Annotated in this window: 18 protein-coding genes; 10 read left to right on the top strand and 8 right to left on the bottom strand. The window is 74.5% G+C overall.

Features of this window, described 5'->3' with window-relative positions; translation table 11 throughout:
• Window positions 1-67: 67 nt before the first annotated feature.
• Complete coding sequence (locus IE321_RS02585) at window positions 68-469, bottom strand: RidA family protein (RefSeq protein ID WP_190221560.1); 402 nt, start codon at window positions 467-469, stop codon at window positions 68-70.
• A 203-nt stretch (window positions 470-672) separates the two neighbouring features.
• On the opposite strand from IE321_RS02585, the gene IE321_RS02590 reads away from it, so the two are divergent.
• A complete protein-coding gene (locus IE321_RS02590) occupies window positions 673-1,644 on the top strand; it encodes a helix-turn-helix transcriptional regulator (RefSeq protein WP_190221561.1) in 972 nt (323 codons plus the stop codon).
• A gap of 155 nt (window positions 1,645-1,799) precedes the next feature.
• On the opposite strand, the gene IE321_RS02595 is transcribed toward IE321_RS02590, so the two are convergent.
• Complete coding sequence (locus IE321_RS02595; RefSeq protein WP_190221562.1) at window positions 1,800-2,168, bottom strand: hypothetical protein; 369 nt, start codon at window positions 2,166-2,168, stop codon at window positions 1,800-1,802.
• 253 nt (window positions 2,169-2,421) lie between these two features.
• Here IE321_RS02595 and IE321_RS02600 point away from each other — a divergent pair, with 253 nt between their 5' ends.
• Window positions 2,422-3,147 carry a dienelactone hydrolase family protein gene (locus IE321_RS02600; protein WP_190221563.1) on the top strand — a complete coding sequence of 242 codons (726 nt, stop codon included), beginning with the start codon at window positions 2,422-2,424 and terminating at the stop codon, window positions 3,145-3,147.
• On the opposite strand, the gene IE321_RS43120 is transcribed toward IE321_RS02600, so the two are convergent.
• Entirely contained in the window at window positions 3,137-3,484 is a 348-nt protein-coding gene (locus IE321_RS43120) for a transposase (RefSeq protein ID WP_372470300.1), read from the bottom strand. The two genes, IE321_RS02600 and IE321_RS43120, sit on opposite strands and share 11 nt — an antisense overlap.
• 128 nt (window positions 3,485-3,612) lie before the next feature.
• Here IE321_RS43120 and IE321_RS02610 point away from each other — a divergent pair, with 128 nt between their 5' ends.
• Window positions 3,613-4,029, top strand: coding sequence for a hypothetical protein (locus IE321_RS02610; RefSeq protein ID WP_190221564.1), 417 nt, complete (start codon window positions 3,613-3,615; stop codon window positions 4,027-4,029).
• 72 nt (window positions 4,030-4,101) lie between these two features.
• Here the strand turns inward: IE321_RS02610 and IE321_RS02615 are convergent, their stop codons facing one another.
• On the bottom strand, window positions 4,102-5,148 hold the full coding sequence (locus tag IE321_RS02615; RefSeq protein WP_190221565.1) for a LacI family DNA-binding transcriptional regulator: 1,047 nt from the start codon (window positions 5,146-5,148) through the stop codon (window positions 4,102-4,104).
• A 156-nt stretch (window positions 5,149-5,304) separates the two neighbouring features.
• Here IE321_RS02615 and IE321_RS02620 point away from each other — a divergent pair, with 156 nt between their 5' ends.
• The 3 genes from IE321_RS02620 to IE321_RS02630 all read left to right on the top strand — a co-directional run bounded on the left by IE321_RS02620 (window position 5,305) and on the right by IE321_RS02630 (window position 8,413).
• On the top strand, window positions 5,305-6,603 hold the full coding sequence (locus IE321_RS02620) for an MFS transporter (protein WP_190221566.1): 1,299 nt from the start codon (window positions 5,305-5,307) through the stop codon (window positions 6,601-6,603).
• 89 nt (window positions 6,604-6,692) lie between these two features.
• Window positions 6,693-6,896, top strand: a complete 204-nt coding sequence (locus tag IE321_RS02625; RefSeq protein WP_043229719.1) for an NfeD C-terminal domain-containing protein — start codon at window positions 6,693-6,695, stop codon at window positions 6,894-6,896.
• Window positions 6,897-6,991: 95 nt separating this feature from the next.
• Complete coding sequence (locus tag IE321_RS02630) at window positions 6,992-8,413, top strand: flotillin family protein (RefSeq protein WP_190221567.1); 1,422 nt, start codon at window positions 6,992-6,994, stop codon at window positions 8,411-8,413.
• 85 nt (window positions 8,414-8,498) lie between these two features.
• On the opposite strand, the gene IE321_RS02635 is transcribed toward IE321_RS02630, so the two are convergent.
• A complete protein-coding gene (locus tag IE321_RS02635) occupies window positions 8,499-8,669 on the bottom strand; it encodes a hypothetical protein (protein ID WP_190221568.1) in 171 nt (56 codons plus the stop codon).
• A gap of 99 nt (window positions 8,670-8,768) precedes the next feature.
• A complete protein-coding gene (locus tag IE321_RS02640) occupies window positions 8,769-9,611 on the bottom strand; it encodes a TIGR02452 family protein (RefSeq protein ID WP_190221569.1) in 843 nt (280 codons plus the stop codon).
• A 212-nt stretch (window positions 9,612-9,823) separates the two neighbouring features.
• Here IE321_RS02640 and egtA point away from each other — a divergent pair, with 212 nt between their 5' ends.
• The 4 genes from egtA to egtD are packed head-to-tail and all read left to right on the top strand — an operon-like array spanning window position 9,824 to window position 14,164.
• Window positions 9,824-11,083, top strand: coding sequence for an ergothioneine biosynthesis glutamate--cysteine ligase EgtA (egtA, locus tag IE321_RS02645; protein WP_190221570.1), 1,260 nt, complete (start codon window positions 9,824-9,826; stop codon window positions 11,081-11,083).
• A complete protein-coding gene (gene egtB / locus IE321_RS02650) occupies window positions 11,080-12,450 on the top strand; it encodes an ergothioneine biosynthesis protein EgtB (protein WP_190221571.1) in 1,371 nt (456 codons plus the stop codon). The genes egtA and egtB overlap by 4 nt, the downstream gene beginning before the upstream one ends.
• On the top strand, window positions 12,450-13,202 hold the full coding sequence (gene egtC / locus IE321_RS02655; protein ID WP_043229687.1) for an ergothioneine biosynthesis protein EgtC: 753 nt from the start codon (window positions 12,450-12,452) through the stop codon (window positions 13,200-13,202). The genes egtB and egtC overlap by 1 nt, the downstream gene beginning before the upstream one ends.
• Complete coding sequence (gene egtD, locus IE321_RS02660; RefSeq protein ID WP_190221572.1) at window positions 13,199-14,164, top strand: L-histidine N(alpha)-methyltransferase; 966 nt, start codon at window positions 13,199-13,201, stop codon at window positions 14,162-14,164. Before egtC ends, egtD begins: the two co-directional genes overlap by 4 nt.
• Here the strand turns inward: egtD and IE321_RS02665 are convergent.
• Both IE321_RS02665 and IE321_RS02670 read right to left on the bottom strand, forming a co-directional pair.
• A complete protein-coding gene (locus IE321_RS02665; RefSeq protein WP_190221573.1) occupies window positions 14,059-15,120 on the bottom strand; it encodes a lysophospholipid acyltransferase family protein in 1,062 nt (353 codons plus the stop codon). The genes egtD and IE321_RS02665 overlap by 106 nt on opposite strands.
• Entirely contained in the window at window positions 15,117-15,968 is an 852-nt protein-coding gene (locus tag IE321_RS02670; RefSeq protein WP_226652690.1) for a GNAT family N-acetyltransferase, read from the bottom strand. The genes IE321_RS02665 and IE321_RS02670 overlap by 4 nt, the downstream gene beginning before the upstream one ends.
• Window positions 15,969-16,022 lie beyond the last annotated feature (54 nt).

A 16,022-nucleotide genomic window follows, 5' to 3' on the forward strand; every position in this document is an offset into this window, starting at 1 on the left:
GCGGGGTCCCACCGGGCGGGTCGAACGGCGTGTGGCGGCCTGCCCGACCGGCTCGGCGGGGACGGGGTCAGGCGACGGCTGTGCCTTCCAGTTCGACCAGCTGGCCGGGGATCGCCAGGCGGGTCACGCCGAGCATCGTGGTGGCCGGCGCCACGCCCGCGGCGCCGAGCCGTGCGGCCAGGACGCCGTAGTGCGGGAAGAGCGCGTCGACGTCGGTGGTGTAGACGTTGAGCCGGACGAGGTGCGCGAGGGGCATGCCGGCCCCGCCGAGCACGGCCTCCAGGTTGTCGAGGCTCAGCGCCAGCTGCGCCCCCATGTCGCCGTCGTGGCGCGGTTTGCCGTCGGCGTCCGTCGCGGTCTGCCCCGAGACGTACAGGGTCCGGGTGTGCCCGGCGACCAGCTCGCCCTGGTTGAAGCCCAGGTCCAGGGACCAGGTCACCGGGTTGACCGCCGTGCGTTCCACTGTCATGTCAGCTCCCAAGCGTTCGTGCGAGGCGAGCGCTTCAGGCGCTCCTCGCGGTTGCTGACGAGGCTTCCAGCGAATCACGACACCCTTGGTCATGTATGTGGCGGGGATGTTGGGGGCGGGACGGTGGGGGCGGGATGGCGGGCCCTGGACAACGGGTCCCGGACGACGGGTCCCTGACGACGGGCATTGGATACGGTCCCCGTATGCGCGCTGATCGTCTCGTCTCCCTGGTGCTGCTCCTGCGGCAGCGCGGCCGGATGACGGCGCCCGCGCTCGCCCGCGAGCTGGAGGTGTCCACGCGTACCGTGCTCCGCGACGTGGAGGCGCTCTCCGCGGCCGGGGTACCGGTCTACGCCGAGCGCGGGCGGCACGGCGGGTTCGCGTTGCTGCCCGGCTTCCGGACCGAGCTGACCGGGCTCAACCACGAGGAGGCGCTCGCCCTGCTGACGGCCGGATCGGGGCGCGGCGAGCAGGTGTTCGGGCTGGGTTCGGCGCTCGCGTCGGCCATGCGCAAGGTGGTCGACGCGCTGCCCGAGGACCACCGGTCGACCGCGAACGACGCGGCCCGGCGCTTCCTCGTCGAGCCGGAGACCGACCTGCTCTCGCGCCGTACGGTCACGGACGAGGTGTCCCGCCCGGCGATGAGCGAGATCCGGCGGGCGGTGCTGGCCGGGCACAAGCTCCGCCTCCACTACACGGCCACGGACCAGCCGCCCCGGTGGCGCACGGTGGACCCCATCGGTCTGGTGACCGTGCGCGACCGGGGCTACCTGCTGGCCATGCGGGCCGGCGCCGACCGCACCTACCGGCTGTCACGGGTGCTCGCCGCCGAGGAGCTGCCCGAACCGGCCGAGCGACCGAGCCGGGTCGATCTCGACGCGGCGTGGCGGGAACGGTGCACGCGCTTCCTGTCCACGGACCACCTCCCCGTGCTCGTACGGGTGCGGCCGGAGCGGCGGGAGGACCTCCTGGCCACCGCGGTGGCCGTCCGCGCGGCGGAACCGGACACGGACGGCTGGCTGCGCCTGGAAGCGACGTTCCAGGACCTCTGGCACGCCGAGTGGGCCCTTTGGCAGCTCGGCACGGACGCGGAGGCCCTGACCCCGGAACCCCTCCGCGCCGCACTCCGCGACCGCGCCGCCGCCATGGCCACCCGCTACGGCGCCCCGTCCTGAGCGGGCTCGGTCCGCGCTGGACCGGCCTGCTCGCGGCGGGCCTTGCGCTGGGCCGGAGGCGCCGGAGGCGCCGGAGCGACTGGTAGGGGCGGAGGGCCCGAGGCGCGCGGTGGGGACGGCGCTCTCGGGCAGAGGAGGGGAATGCCCCACGCACGTCATGCGGTCGCCCTCCGGTCTACGGCGCCCCGCACGGCGCGGTGCGGTGCGGTGCGGTGCCGCGGAGGGCACGCGGCGGCGCGCACGGCCTCGGTCGTGTCGACCGGCACGGCGGTGCGGCACCCACCCTTGCCTCCCTTGGCGTCGGCGTCGGCGTCGGCGTCGGCCCGCAGCGCGCCGTACGTCCCCTCCCGCGGGAGGTGGTGCCGGAACTCCCCGCCGGCGGCGGGGGTCCGCGCCATGAACGTCACCGTGGACAGCGGCTCTCCGGTGCTCGGGGAGGGCGTGCGGTGAGGTCCGTCGCGGAAGAACGCGCCGTAGTGGACGCGCGGGACGGCCTGGTCGCGGTGGCGGACCTCTGTCGTCACGTCGAGGAGCGCCCGGTGTCGCGTACGAGGCGGAACGCCTCGGAGATGTACGCGCTGTCGCCCGGTCGCGCGGGGTCGAGGTGCGCGCGGCGCCGATCCGAACCCCCGCACAGCTACCGGTCGTTGCACGCACGGCGCCGTCGGGCCGGACCGCGAGCGGTCGTTGCACACGCGGCGCCGTCGGGCCGGACCGCTGTCTGCCATCGGTGAACACCGGTCCGGGCGGGCGCGACGGTCATTACCGTTCCCTCGTATGACGACGATCACGACGCGTACGGTGGAATACCCGGCCGACAACCTGACGATGATCGGCCACCTCGCACTCCCGGCCGGTACCGGGCGCCGGCCCGCCGTCCTCGTCGGACCCGAGGGGGTGGGGCTCAGCGATGTCGAGCGCCGCCGGGCCGACGCCCTGGCCGAACTGGGTTACGTGGCACTGGCTTTCGACATTCACGGCGGGCGCTACCTGGCGGACCCGGAGGACATGCTGGCCCGGTGCATGCCGCTGCTCTCCGACCCCGAGCGGATGCGAGGAATCGGTCACGCCGCGCTCGACGTGTTGCGCGCCGAGCCCCGGGCCGACCCCGACCGGACCGCCGCCGTCGGCTACGGCACCGGGGGCGCGATCGCCCTGGAACTCGGCCGTGACGGCGTCGACCTGCGCGCGATCGGGACGGTCAACGCACTCACCACGGGCCGCCCGGGCGAGGCGGCACGCATCCGCTGCCCGGTATGGGCCGGCGTCGGGTCGGAGGACCCGATCATGCCGCCCGCCCAACGGGACGCGTTCGCCGCGGAGATGGAGGCCGCGGGCGTCGACTGGCGCCTCGTGGTCTACGGAGGGGCCCTGCACGCCTTCCACCACCCCTCGGTCGACCACATCGTCCGCCCCGGCGTCGGCTACCACCCACGCCACGCAGAGCGCGCCTGGCGGGACGTCATCGCCCTGCTCGCCGAGTGCCTGCCCGTCACCGACTGATCCGATCGAATCCCGATGCGCGACTCCGCGAGCGGCCCGTTCCCTCGCCTCCAGCGCTACTTCGACCAGGCGGGCGACCAGGCTCCGTCACGGTGTCTCGGCTTGGCGTTCCAGGCCTACGGTCCCCCTCTGAATCCGGCCGGAGGCGGATCGGTGCGTGCGCCGGCCGCGTGCTGATGCGCGGACGCTGGTGGAGTCGACCGAGATGTGCCCTCCACAGGCAGCATCGTTCAGGCAGGTCACGCCACCGAAAGCCGGTCCGCACCCGGTGCGGAATCCCGTCGATGACCTGCCGGTGATCCCGCCACCGGCCACAACGTCTGTTGCCGACCGGCAGGAACGGTCATCGTCGTTCCCCTCTCGGCATCCGTCAGATCACCCCACCCCGCGCCCGGCACCAACGCCCGGGCGGCGGGCGGTCACTCGGTCGGGCGCCCGGCTGACGGGACATGCCAGAATCAGCGGATGGTGCTGGTGGGAGAGTTCTTCCTTGCTGAAGACGACGAGTCGGCAGTGCGGGTAGGGCCGCGCAGGAGCCATGATCTTCCAGCTGTTCCGTGCGACGGCATCTATCCGGATGACGCAGTTCCGAGGTGGGAAACCCTGCTGACCGGGGCGGAGAGTCCGCTCCGGTACGTGGTGCCCATGGCCAACGACGGCTTCACTGTCTTCGCTGTCCCACAGGCGCTCTCGACTGCCTTGGCCGGCGCAGGAGCGGATCAGCTCGGAACCACCGCTCTCACGTGGGCCGAGACCGTCTCCGAGATGGGCGATGAGATCGCGTCGGGCAGTGCCGTCGACCTCCTTGAGCGCCTGTCAGCCCTAGCCATGAGTCGTGCGGGGAGAGGCCCGAGCCTGTACTGCTGGTACTTCGCACCCTGACCTCCCCGTCCCCACCGGACCGAAACCGCACCACCCCGCGGCCCCGGCCCACCCCGCCCCCTCCCACGTTCCTCAGCTCGACTCCCGCACGATCACCCGCGAGTCCAGCAGCGGGCGTCTGCCGGTCGCGTCGGCGGTGCCGTTCACGGCGTCGTCGACGAGGGCGGCGAGTTCTCCGCCCTCGATCAGGTCGATGTGCACGGTGCTCAGGCGGGGGCGCAGGAGGCGGCCGAGGAGGAGGTCGTCGGCACCGATGACGGCGGTGTCGCCGGGGACGTCGACGCCGGCGTCCTGAAGGGCTCGCATGAGGAGCATGGCGTACTCGTCGTTGTAGCCGAAGACGGCGTCGAGGCCCAGCTCGGGCCAGCGCGCGGCCAGAGCGACGGCGGACTCCTCGGTGTACGCGAGGGGCAGGGGCACGACGGTGGCGCCGGCGGCCTCGGCGGCCCGGCGGGCGCCGTCGAGGCGCGGTCCCGAGAACATGCCGAGGCCCGGTTCCTCGGGGACGACGACGCCGATGCGCCGGCGGCCGGTCGCGATCAGGTGCTCGGCGGCGACCTCGCCGACCCGCGGCTGGTCCAGGACGAGGGAGTGGGTGCCCTCGGCCGCGCGGGTCCCGACGGTGATCACCGCCTTGACGCCGGAGCGCCTGAGGATCTCCACGGCCCCGGGCGTCACCTCCACCTCACCCATCGAGACCACGGCGGCGGGCCGCAGCTCCGCCCAGGCGCGGGCCGCGTCCTCGGCGGCGAGGCCGACGCTGCCGTACTGGACGACGGTGTAGTCGAGGCGGCGCAGGGCCCACTGGAGGTCGTTGAAGAAGCCGCTGTAGAGCGGGCCGACGGGCACGTGCGCGGTGGGCAGCAGCACGAGGCGGCTGTGACCGGCGCGCAGGGTGCGGGCGGCCGCGTGGGGGACGTAGCCCAGTTCGCGGGCCGCCTCGCGGACCCGTTCGCGGGTCGGTTCGCTGATGCGGACCGCGGAGGTGTTGTTCAGGACGTAGCTGACGGTGGCCCGGGACACGCCCGCGAGGCGCGCCACGTCGGCGCTGGTCGGCACGGCACGGACGGGAGTGCGGCCCGTGGTGCCGTCGGCGGGCTGTTCGATCGACTGACTCATCGCTTCGGCATCTTTCCAGAACAATCCGGCGCTGGGTCTGGCGGATGGCCGGATATGAGTGCTACACAATGCTGACACGCGTCACTGACACGTGTCACCTATCTGAAATCATCCGCTAACCGCCCCCTCATCGGGCGATCTTCCCTGGAGGGCACCGTGGCCCTTTCCTCCCCCGGGGCCGGAGCCGGTACGGGCTCCGCCTCCGCCGCCGGCCCCGCCGCCGCAGGCACCGACTCCCCCGCCGGCCCCGGCGTCGGCCCCACCCGGACCACCCGCGGACTCCTCCCGCTGCTGCTCCTCGGCAACACCTCCATGTACGCGCTCTACATCGGCGTGCCGGGGCTGCTGCTCGCGCTCCAGATCGAGGCGATCGACCCCGCCGAGAAGGTGGCGAACTTCGGCCTCGTCTCCGGGGTGTCCGCGATCTTCGCGACCGTCTTCAACCCGGTCGCCGGAGCGCTCTCCGACCGCTCGGGGCGGCGCAACCCGTGGATCCTGGCCGGCGGCCTGCTCGCGATACCGGTGATGCTGCTGCTCGGCAGCGTGCACACGATCCTGCTGGTCGCCATCGCCTGGTGTCTCGGCCAGGCGGTGATGAACGTCTACCAGGCGGCGATCACCTCCGTGGTGCCCGACCGGGTGCCGCTCGCCGCGCGCGGCAAGGCGTCGGCGGCGGTCGGCCTCGGTCTGCCGATCGGCTCGACCATCGGCGCGCTGGTCGGCGCGGCCTTCTCGGAGGACTACCGGACCGGCTACCTGGTCTTCGGCGCCGTCGTCGCCGTCACCTCCGTGGTCTTCACCTCGCTCGCCCGCGAGGAGCGGATGCCGCCGAAGGCCCCGATGCCGGTCAAGGAGCAGATCGCGGCCTTCGGCAGCGCCCTGAAGGACCACGACTTCCGGTGGGCCTTCATCGGCCGGGCGCTGCTCGTCCTCGGCTACTTCGCGGTGGCCGGCTTCCAGCTGTACATCCTGAAGGACCACACCGACCTGCCGGCCGGGCTCTCGGCCGAGGAGGCCGTCGCCATCCTCATGCCGGTCAACTCCGTCGCCATGGTGGTCTCCACGGTCCTCGGCGGCTGGCTGTCGGACCGCCACGACCGCCGCAAGCTGTTCGTCGGCGCGTCGGCGGCCCTGGCCGCCGTGGCCCTGCTCATCCCGGCGCTCTCGACGAGCTGGACGGCGATGCTCGTCTTCTCGGTGGTCAACGGCCTCGGTTTCGGCTGCTACATGGCGGTGGACACGGCCCTGGTGACCATGGTCCTGCCGAAGGCGGAGGACGCCGCCCGCGACATGGGCGTCCTGAACGTCGCCAACGCCGGTCCGCAGATCGTGGCGCCCTTCGTCGCCTCGGCGGTGGTCTCGATCGGCGGCGGCTACACGCCCCTCTTCCTGGTGGCCGCCGTCCTCTCGGTCCTGGGCGCGCTCGCGGTCCGTCCGATCCGCTCGGTGCGCTGACCTCCGGGTCCGGTGCGGGCCGCCAACCCGCACCGGACGCGCGGGTTCTGACGTACCGTTCAGACATGGACGAGTCGATGGACAGCTCGATGATCGGACTGCTCGGCCGGGTGACCGGGACGATCGGGCCCGGACTCGTCGGCGAGGTGATCCTGCGGATCCGCGGCGGGGCGGAGCACTTCCTCGCGTACGCCGCGTCCGCGAAGGAGCGGATCGAGGTCGGCACCCTGGTGACCGTGGTGGAACACCTCCCTCCGCGCACCGTCTATGTCACAGCCGTGTACGACGTCTGACACGACGTCCGGCACGACCGTTGAGTGCCGCCCGTCCCGGGCGCACACTCCCTTCACCGGGTCCGCACGGCCCCGGTGAAGGGGGACGTCTTCCCATGGGCATCGGCATTGTGGCGGGCGCCGTCGTCGGCTCGCTCGTCGTCCTGATCGTCCTGTTCAAAATGATGTGGCGCGTCGCGGAACCCAACGAGGCGCTGATCATCTCCGGTTCGAACCACAAGAACGAGGGCCTCGGCGACGGCATGGGGTTCCGCATCGTCACCGGTCGCGGCACCCTGGTGGTGCCCGGCGTGCAGGCGGTGCGGAAGCTGTCGCTGGACCTCAACGAGACCCAGCTGTCCGTCGAGTGCGTCACCCACCAGGGCATTCCGCTCAAGGTCCGGGGTGTGGTGATCTTCAAGGTGGGCGACGACTTCGTGTCGATCGCCAACGCGGCCCGTCGCTTCCTCGACCAGCAGAAGCTGATGAGCGAGCGGGTCCACATCGTCTTCGCCGGTCATCTCCGCGCCATTGTCGGCGGGTTGACCGTGGAGGACATGATCCGTGACCGGGAGAAGCTGACCGGGCAGGCGCGTTCGGCCTGTGGCACGGAGATGGAGAAGCTCGGCCTGATCGTCGACTCGCTCCAGATCCACGAGATCGAGGACCCGACCGGGTACATCAAGAACCTCGCCGCCCCGCACGCGGCCGCCGTCCAGCGCGACGCCCGGATCGCGCAGGCGGAGGCGAACCGGCGGGCGACCGAGGCCGAGCAGCAGGCCGCGGCCCGGATGTCGGAGGCCACCCGCGACAGCGAGATCCTCCAGGCCGGCTACCAGGCCGAGCGGGACCAGGCCAGCGCCCGGGCCCGGCAGGCCGGTCCGCTGGCCGACGCGGCCTCCCGCCAGGAGGTGGTCGTCCAGGAGACGCGGGTCGCGGAGCTGGAGGGCCTGCGCAAGGAGCAGCAGCTCCAGGCGGAGGTCCGCAAGCCGGCCGACGCGATGGCGTACGAGACGCGGACGCTGGCCGAGGCCGAGCGCGACGCCCGGATCTCGGCCGCCCAGGCGAAGGCGCGGGAGACCGAGCTGGCGAGCGCGGCGACGGCCACGGCGACCCGGGTGACCGGTGAGGCCGAGGCGGCGGCGGCGCACGCGAAGGGCCTCGCGGTGGCCGAGGCCACCCGGGCCAAGGGCCTGGCAGAGGCGGAGGCGATCAAGGCGCGCGCGGCGGCCCTCGCGGAGAACCAGGAGGCCGTGGTCGCGCAGCAGCTCGCCGAGCGGTGGCCGGAGATCGTCGAGGCCGGTGCCTCGGCCTTCGGGAACGTGGACCAGATGGTCCTCCTGAACGGCGCCGACGGCATGGCGGAGATGTTCGCCAAGGCCCTCACCATGGGCGGCACGGGCCTCGGCCTCGCGCGTCAGCTGCTCTCCTCCATGGGCCCGTCCGGCACCGACCGCCCGGCCGCCGCCGTACCGCCCGCGCGGACCGGGGACGAGGGGGTGACGACGGTCGAGATCACCGTCGGCGACGACGCGTGACCCCGCGACCCCCGCACGCACACGGTCGGGCCCGGCGCCTCACGGCACCGGGCCCGACCCGTACCCGTTCCTCCGGGTCCCGCGATCAGTTGTGGCCGAACTTCCGCTCCCGGCGGTGGGACGGCTGCTCGATGACGGACCTCGGTGCTTCGCTCGCGGCCGTGGTTCCGCCCTTCTCCTTGGCGGAGGCCGTGTCGCGCTGCTCGTGACCGCCCGTGCGGGCGCCCTTGTTCACCCGGGTCTGCTTCTTGCCCACGATCGTGCCTCCCGTGACGACTGCGACGACGGTTCTCGGACGCGTCCGTGACGCTCTCCGTGTCTCTTCTCAGGCTCGCACGGGAGTACGAAGCGCGCATTACGTGACGGAGCGGGCCACCGGGTCCAGGACACGGTGGAAGGCGGCGAGGGTCGGGGCGCCGGCGGCGCGGTCCAGGACGGCGAAGACGGTCTCGTCGAAGTGGGCGGCGAAGCGGCCGTCGCCGGTCAGCAGGGCCTTGAAGGCTCCGGCCACCTCGGCCGGGTCGTTGCGGAAGACTCCGCAGCCCCAGGCGCCGAGGACGATCCGGCGGTAGCCCTCGGCGGCGGCCGTCTCCAGGACCCGTTCGGCGCGGGAGGCCAGCGCGGCCGGCAGCCGGTGGGCCTGGTCGGGACGGGTGCGGCGGACGACGCCGGCGTTGGGCGCGGGCGAGGTCAGGAAGCCGACGGTGAAGGGGGCGGCGAGCAGGGCCCCGCGGTCGTCGCGGAAGACCGGCACGCGGGGCGAGTGGATCACCCGGTCGGTGTAGAAGGTGTCCCGGTCGCTCCGGTGGTGCTCGTAGTAGGCGGGGGCGCGGAGGAGGGTGGCGTGGAGGGCGGAGGAGCGGCACAGGGCCTCCTCCTGCGCCTGGGCGCCGTTGAGGTAGCCGCCGCCGGGGTTGCGGGCGGAGGCGAAGTTCAGGACGGCCACCGGGCGGCCGGGCTCGGCGGCGGTCATCCGGCGGGCGGCGGCGAGGCTGCTCTCGGCGGTGACCTCGATCCGGCCGGCGCCGTCGGCGGCGGGGGTGACGGGGACGGGGTCGGGGCCGTGGAGACGGGTTCCGGCCAGGGCCGCCGCGAGGTCCTCGTGGAGGGGGACGGTCCGCCCGTCGGGGGCGGTGTAGGAGCCCGCGGCGACGATCGCCTCGGTCTGCCGCGCGATCTCGCGCAGTCGTGCACTCATACGCCGAGGATGATCGTTTCAGCGGGGGTGGGACAAACGGTTTTCCCGCGCTTCCCGTGACGGCCGCTCCCGGGGGTGATTTACGGACGTCCGGGGGCACAGGGGGCGCGCGTGGGGGCGCCGAGGCGCTCTTGCACGCCGCCCGGCGGTGGCTTTAGGTGGAAGGCAGCGGCTCCCGACCGGTGCCGCGACCCGTACGTGGAGGTGCACGGATGGCGCCCAGCGGTACCCCGCGCGGCGGCCCGCCCCTCACCGAGGAGGCGGCGGAGGAGCTGCTGCGCTGCATCTGTTTCAAGACCGGCCCGCCCCGGACCGTGGGCGTGGAGCTGGAATGGCTCGTCCACGATCTGCGCGACCCGAGGGAGCCGGTGCGTCCGCCCCGCATCGCGGCCGCGCTCGACACCGTGCGGTCCCTGCCGCTGGTGTCGTCGCTCACCTTCGAACCCGGCGGGCAGCTGGAGCTCAGCTCGCTCCCGGCCGGTTCCCTCATGGAGTGCCTGGACTCGCTCTCCTCCGACCTGGCGGCTGTCCGCGCGGCCCTGGGTCCGCTCGGCCTGACGCTGAGCGGGTACGGGGTGGACCCCTGGCACGCGCCCCGGGAGCGGGTGCTGCGCGAGCCTCGGTACGACGCGATGGAGATCGCGCTCGGCCGGACGGGTCCGGCGGGGCGGGCCATGATGTGCGAGTCCGCGTCGGTCCAGGTCTGTCTGGACGCCGGGTACGAGGAGCCGGGCCCGCTCGGCTATCTGCGCCGGTGGGAGCTGGCGCACCTGTTCGGCGCGGTGCTCGTGGCCGTGTTCGCCAACTCCCCGCAGCACGGCGGCCGTCGGACCGGGTGGCGGTCCACCCGGCAGGCGCTGTGGGCGGACCTCGACCCGGTGCGGGCGCTGGCGCCCCCGGCGGACGGGGACCCGCGCGGCGAGTGGACCGCGCACGTCCTGGACACTCCGGTGCTGTGCGTGCGCGCGGAGGAGGGACCGTGGCTGGTGCCGGAGGGGCTGACCTTCCGGGAGTGGCTCCGGACCGGCGGGCCGCGGCCGGCCGACGCCGACGACCTGCGCTACCACATGACGACCCTCTTCCCGCCGGTCCGGCCGCGCGGCCACCTGGAACTGCGGATGATCGACGCGCAGCCGGGCGCGGACGGCTGGATGGTGCCGGTGGCGGTGACGACGGCGGTCTTCGAGGACGCCGAGGCGGCCGAGGCGGTGTACCGGGCGGTGCGGCCGCTGGCCGAGCTGGCGGGCCCCGGGCCCGCGCCCCGCAACCCGCTCTGGCTGCGGGCGGCCCGGGACGGGCTCGCCGATCCCCTGCTGCACGCGGTGGCGGTCGAGGTCTTCGCCGCGGCCGGGCCCGCGCTGCGGCGGATCGGGGCGAGCGAGCGGGTGCGGCGCGCCGTCGACGCCTTCCGGGAACGGTACGTGGCCCCCGGGAACTGCCCGGCCGACGAGCTCCAGGTGATGACCTCATGAACGGCGACGACCGCGCGACCGCGGCGACCGACGCCGCCCCGGCGCCCGCGCCCGCCGCCGCGGGGGGCCCCGAGGAGCTGCGGAGCCGGGCGCTGGAGGCCCTGACCGCCGCCCGGGCGCGCACCGCCCTCCTCACGGACTGCGTGGACGACGGCGAACTCACCGCGCAGCACTCGCCGTTGATGTCTCCTCTGGTCTGGGACCTGGCGCACATCGGGAACCAGGAGGAGCAGTGGCTGTGGCGGGAGGTGGCGGGCCGGGAGGCGCTGCGGCCCGAGATCGACCCGCTGTACGACGCCTTCGCGCACCCGCGCGCCGAGCGGCCGGCGCTGCCCCTGCTGCCGCCGGCCGAGGCGAGGGCCTACGCCGCGGACATACGGACCCGGGTGCTGGACGTCCTGGCCGGGGCGCGCCTGGACGGGCGTCCGCTGCTCGACGCGGGCTTCGCCTTCGGGATGATCGCCCAGCACGAACAGCAGCACGACGAGACCATGTTGATCACCCATCAGCTGCGGTCCGGGCCGGCCGTGCTGAACGCTCCCCCGCCGCCGGTGCACCCCTCGGGGCCGCTGCCGTCCGAGGTGCTCGTGCCGGGCGGACCGTTCACGATGGGTACCTCGGACGAGCCGTGGGCGCTGGACAACGAACGCCCGGCGCACCTCCGGGACGTGCCCGCCTTCCACCTCGACACGGCGCCGGTGACCAACGGCTCGTATCTGGCCTTCATGGCGGACGGCGGCTACACCGACCGGCGGTGGTGGCACCCGGAGGGCTGGGCGCAGATCCGTGAACACGGCGTCGTGGCGCCGCTGTTCTGGCGGCAGGAGGGCGGGCGGTGGCTGCGCCGCCGGTTCGGCACGACCGAGCCGGTGCCGGAGGACGAGCCCGTGGTCCACGTGAGCTGGTACGAGGCGGACGCGTACGCCCGCTGGGCCGGGCGCCGGCTGCCGACGGAGCCGGAGTGGGAGAAGGCGGCGCGGTACGACCCGGTGACCGGCCGCTCGCGCCGCTATCCGTGGGGCGACGCCGACCCGGGCCCGGACCACGCCAATCTGGGCCAGCGACACCTGCGGCCCGCGCGGGCGGGCGGCTATCCGGCGGGTGCCTCGCCGCTGGGGGTGCGGCAGCTCATCGGGGACGTGTGGGAGTGGACGGCGAGCGACTTCCTGCCGTACCCGGGCTTCCGGCCCTTCCCGTACAAGGAGTACTCGGAGGTCTTCTTCGGCCCCGAGCACAAGGTGCTGCGCGGCGGTTCGTTCGCGGTGGACGCGGTGGCCTGCCGGGGCACCTTCCGCAACTGGGACTATCCGGTGCGACGGCAGATCTTCGCGGGTTTCCGCACCGCCCGCTCCGCGGAGCTCGACTGATGTGCCGTCACCTCGCCTATCTGGGCGACCCGGTGGCGCTCGGAGAGCTGCTCGTCCGGCCGCCGCACGCACTGCTGCGCCAGGCGTGGGCGCCCCGGACGCAGAGCAGCGGGGTGGTGAACGCGGACGGCTTCGGCGTCGGCTGGTACGCGGACGGGGACCCGGTCCCGGCCCGCTACCGGCGCACCGGGCCGATCTGGGGCGACCTGTCCTTCGCGGACCTGTCCCGGGTGGTGCGCAGCGGGGCGCTGCTCGGCGCGGTGCGGGGGGCGACGCTGCCGGGGGCGGACGGGGAGGCGGCGGCGGCGCCGTTCGCCTCGGGGCCGTGGCTGTTCAGCCACAACGGCGCGGTGCCGGGCTGGCCCGGGGTGCTGACCCCGCTCGCCGCGACGCTGCCCGCGGCGGAGCTGCTTGACCTGGAGGCGCGGACGGACTCGGCGCTGCTGTGGGCGCTGGTGCTGCACCGGCTGCGGGCGGGGCGGGAGCCGGGGGACGCGCTCGCCGAGACGGTGCTGGCGGCGGCCGAGGCCGCGCCGGAGGCCCGGCTCAATCTGCTGCTCACCGACGGCGACCGGGTCGCGGCGACGGCGTGGGGGAACAGTCTGTGGTGTCTGTCGGGCCCCGGCCGGGTGGTCGTGGCCTCCGAACCGTACGACGACGATCCCGGCTGGCGGGAGGTGCCCGAGCGGACGCTCGTCACCGCCTGCCGGACCGATGTCGTCCTCACCCCGCTCAAGGAGTCGTCCGCGTGAGCACGTTCCAGCTGACCCGCACCCTCGCCCCGGACGCCGCCGCCGCCGATCTGCGCGCCGACGTGCTGCACGGGCTGACCCGTTCGCCCAAGGAGCTGCCGCCGAAGTGGTTCTACGACGCGCGGGGCAGCGAGCTGTTCGACGCGATCACCCGGCTGCCCGAGTACTACCCGACGCGGGCGGAGCGGGAGATCCTGATCGCGCGGGCGCCGGAGATCGCGGCGGCGACGGGGGCCCGGACGCTGGTGGAGCTGGGTTCCGGTTCGTCGGAGAAGACCCGGTTCCTGATCGACGCGCTGCTGCCGGGGCTGGCGGCGTACGTGCCGGTGGACGTGAGCGAGTCGGCGCTGACCGGGGCGGCCGAGGCGCTGCTCGCCGACCGTCCCGGGCTGCGGGTGCACGCGCTGGTGGCGGACTTCACGCGGAGCGTCGCGCTGCCGGAGACCCCGGGGCCCCGGCTGGTGGCCTTCCTGGGCGGGACGATCGGGAACCTGCTGCCCCAGGAGCGGCGGTCGTTCCTGCGCGCGGTGCGGGGGATGGCGGCGGCCGGGGACGGTTTCCTGCTCGGCACCGACCTGGTGAAGGACGAGTCGACCCTGGTGGCCGCGTACGACGACGCGGCCGGGGTGACGGCGGAGTTCAACAAGAACGTGCTGGCCGTGATCGACCGGGAGCTGGGCGCCGACGCCGATCCGGACGACTTCGACCACGTGGCCCGGTGGGACCGGGAGCGGGAGTGGATCGAGATGCGGCTGCGGGCCCGGCACGCGCTGACCGTGAAGATCCCCGACCTGGACCTGGTGGTGCCGTTCGAGGCGGGCGAGGAGCTGCGGACGGAGGTGTCGGCGAAGTTCCGTCAGGAGGGGGTGCGGGCGGAGCTGGCCGCGGCGGGGTTCGAGCTGACGCGGTGGTGGACGGACGGGGAGGACCGGTTCGCGCTGTCGCTCGCGACGGCCCGGTAGGCGGCGGGGGCTGAGTCGGCCGGGGTGGGACGCGAACCGGTCCGGTGGGCGTCGGGAGCGGTCGGTGCGCGGTCGGCGTCCGAGGCGCGCTGCCGGGGGACGGCGGCCGGCCGGCGGACGGGGTGGGGCGGGGAGGTCGGGTCGACGGCCCGCTGGGCGTCGGCGGCCAGCAGCTTGCGGTCCGGCCGCCGGCTCGCGGACATCGGCTCCAGGACGCGGATCTCGGCGGCGAGGCCCGGCGTCCGCGCCACCCGCCACAGCGACGCGCCCAGCGGGTCCTCCCCCACGTACGCCGCCGCCCCGGCGGGCCGGTAGGTGATCCGTACGGGCTGGATCCGCGTCCCCGTGTCCACGGCGGCCTGGAAGAGGGCCGGACGGAAGCGGCCGCCGGCCCGCCCGCACCAGGTGGAGCCCTCGGGGAAGGCGGTCACCCGGCCGCCCGCCGCGAGCGCCGCGGCGACCTCGCGCACGGTGCCGGGCAGCCGGCGCAGGCCGTCGCGGTCGAGGAAGAGGGTGCCGCCCAGGGCGGCGAGCGGGCCGAGCACGGGCCAGCCGCGCACCTCCCGCTTGGCGACCATCCGGCCGGGCAGGACGGCGGCCACGACGGGGATGTCCAGCCAGGAGACGTGGTTGGCGACCACGAGCGCCGGGCCGGCGGCCGGCCGGGCGCCGGTGACGGTCAGGCGGACGCCGAAGGCGCGGACGACCGCCCGCACCCAGAGCCGGACGAGGAGGCCCCGCGCTCCCCCCGGCAGCAGGGCCGCCGCCGGGAGGAGCGTGACGCCGAGCAGGACCGTGGAGACGCCCGCCGCGAGCCGTGCGCAGGCGAGCGGCGCGGGTACGGCCCGGAAGGCGGCCGCGGCGGTCTCCGGGTCCGGGTGGGCCGCGCAGCGGCGGCCGGGGGTGCAGGGTGCCGTGGGGAGCCACGGCGAGCGGAGCGGGGCCGCGCCGTTCACGAGGCCGGGGCGAGCGAGAGGAAGTGGCGCAGGTAGCGCGGGTTGGTCCGGCGGAGCGAGAGCAGCACGTAGAGGTCGGCGACGCCGAAGTCGGGGTCGTGGGCGGGGGCGCCGCAGACCCAGGCGCCGAGCCGGACGTAGCCGCGCAGCAGCGGGGGCAGTTCGGTGCGGCCCTCGGGGCGGCGGACGCCGTCGGAGTTCCACAGCTTGTGCGGGGTGACCCAGTACTCCTCCGGGGCGAGATGCTTGGCCTTGACGGTGTCCCAGGTGGCGGCGGCGAGGGAGCCTCCGTCGGCGAGCGGGAGGGAGCAGCAGCCGGCCAGCCACTCGTGGCCGGTGCGGGTCATGTAGCGGGCGAGGCCGGCCCAGATGAGGGCGATGACGGCGCCGTTGCGGTGGGCGGGGTGGACGCAGGAGCGGCCGACCTCGACCAGGTCGTGGCGGAGGGGGGCGAGCCGGGTGAGGTCGAACTCGGTCTCGGAGTAGAGGCGGCCGGCGACGGCGGCCCGCTCGGGCGGCAGGATCCGGTAGGTGCCGACGACCTCGCCGGTGGTCTCCTCGCGGACCAGCAGGTGGTCGCAGTAGGCGTCGAAGGCGTCGGTGTCGAGGCCGGGCTCGGGGCCGTCGAGGCGGGCGCCCATCTCGCCGGCGAAGACCTGGTGGCGCAGCCGCTGGGCGGCGCGGACGTCGTCCTGGTCGCGGGCGAGTCCCACGAGGTAGCGGGGCTCGGGCCGCGGTGCCGCGGCCGGTCCGGTCTGCGCGGGGAGCGCCACGGCGGGCTGGATGCCGGCCGGCACGGGGACGGCGGGGGCGATGGAGTCGGCGAGCGCGTGCGAGAGGGCGGGCATGACGGTCTCCTCCGGCGTACGGAAGGTGAAGGGTCGACGCCGGTCCGCGAGCGG

Source organism: Streptomyces hydrogenans, assembly GCF_014656075.1.
Classification (GTDB): Bacteria; Actinomycetota; Actinomycetes; order Streptomycetales; family Streptomycetaceae; genus Streptomyces; species Streptomyces hydrogenans.

Coding starts and splice junctions, on each gene's coding strand:
- IE321_RS02610 (WP_190221564.1), top strand. CDS start 3,613: ATGGTGCTGGTGGGAGAGTTCTTCCTTGCTGAAGACGACGAGTCGGCA.
- IE321_RS02615 (WP_190221565.1), bottom strand. CDS start 5,148: ATGAGTCAGTCGATCGAACAGCCCGCCGACGGCACCACGGGCCGCACT.
- IE321_RS02640 (WP_190221569.1), bottom strand. CDS start 9,611: ATGAGTGCACGACTGCGCGAGATCGCGCGGCAGACCGAGGCGATCGTC.
- egtC (WP_043229687.1), top strand. CDS start 12,450: ATGTGCCGTCACCTCGCCTATCTGGGCGACCCGGTGGCGCTCGGAGAG.
- IE321_RS02585 (WP_190221560.1), bottom strand. CDS start 469: ATGACAGTGGAACGCACGGCGGTCAACCCGGTGACCTGGTCCCTGGAC.
- egtA (WP_190221570.1), top strand. CDS start 9,824: ATGGCGCCCAGCGGTACCCCGCGCGGCGGCCCGCCCCTCACCGAGGAG.
- IE321_RS02630 (WP_190221567.1), top strand. CDS start 6,992: ATGGGCATCGGCATTGTGGCGGGCGCCGTCGTCGGCTCGCTCGTCGTC.
- egtB (WP_190221571.1), top strand. CDS start 11,080: ATGAACGGCGACGACCGCGCGACCGCGGCGACCGACGCCGCCCCGGCG.
- IE321_RS02600 (WP_190221563.1), top strand. CDS start 2,422: ATGACGACGATCACGACGCGTACGGTGGAATACCCGGCCGACAACCTG.
- IE321_RS02670 (WP_226652690.1), bottom strand. CDS start 15,968: ATGCCCGCCCTCTCGCACGCGCTCGCCGACTCCATCGCCCCCGCCGTC.
- IE321_RS02590 (WP_190221561.1), top strand. CDS start 673: ATGCGCGCTGATCGTCTCGTCTCCCTGGTGCTGCTCCTGCGGCAGCGC.
- IE321_RS02625 (WP_043229719.1), top strand. CDS start 6,693: ATGATCGGACTGCTCGGCCGGGTGACCGGGACGATCGGGCCCGGACTC.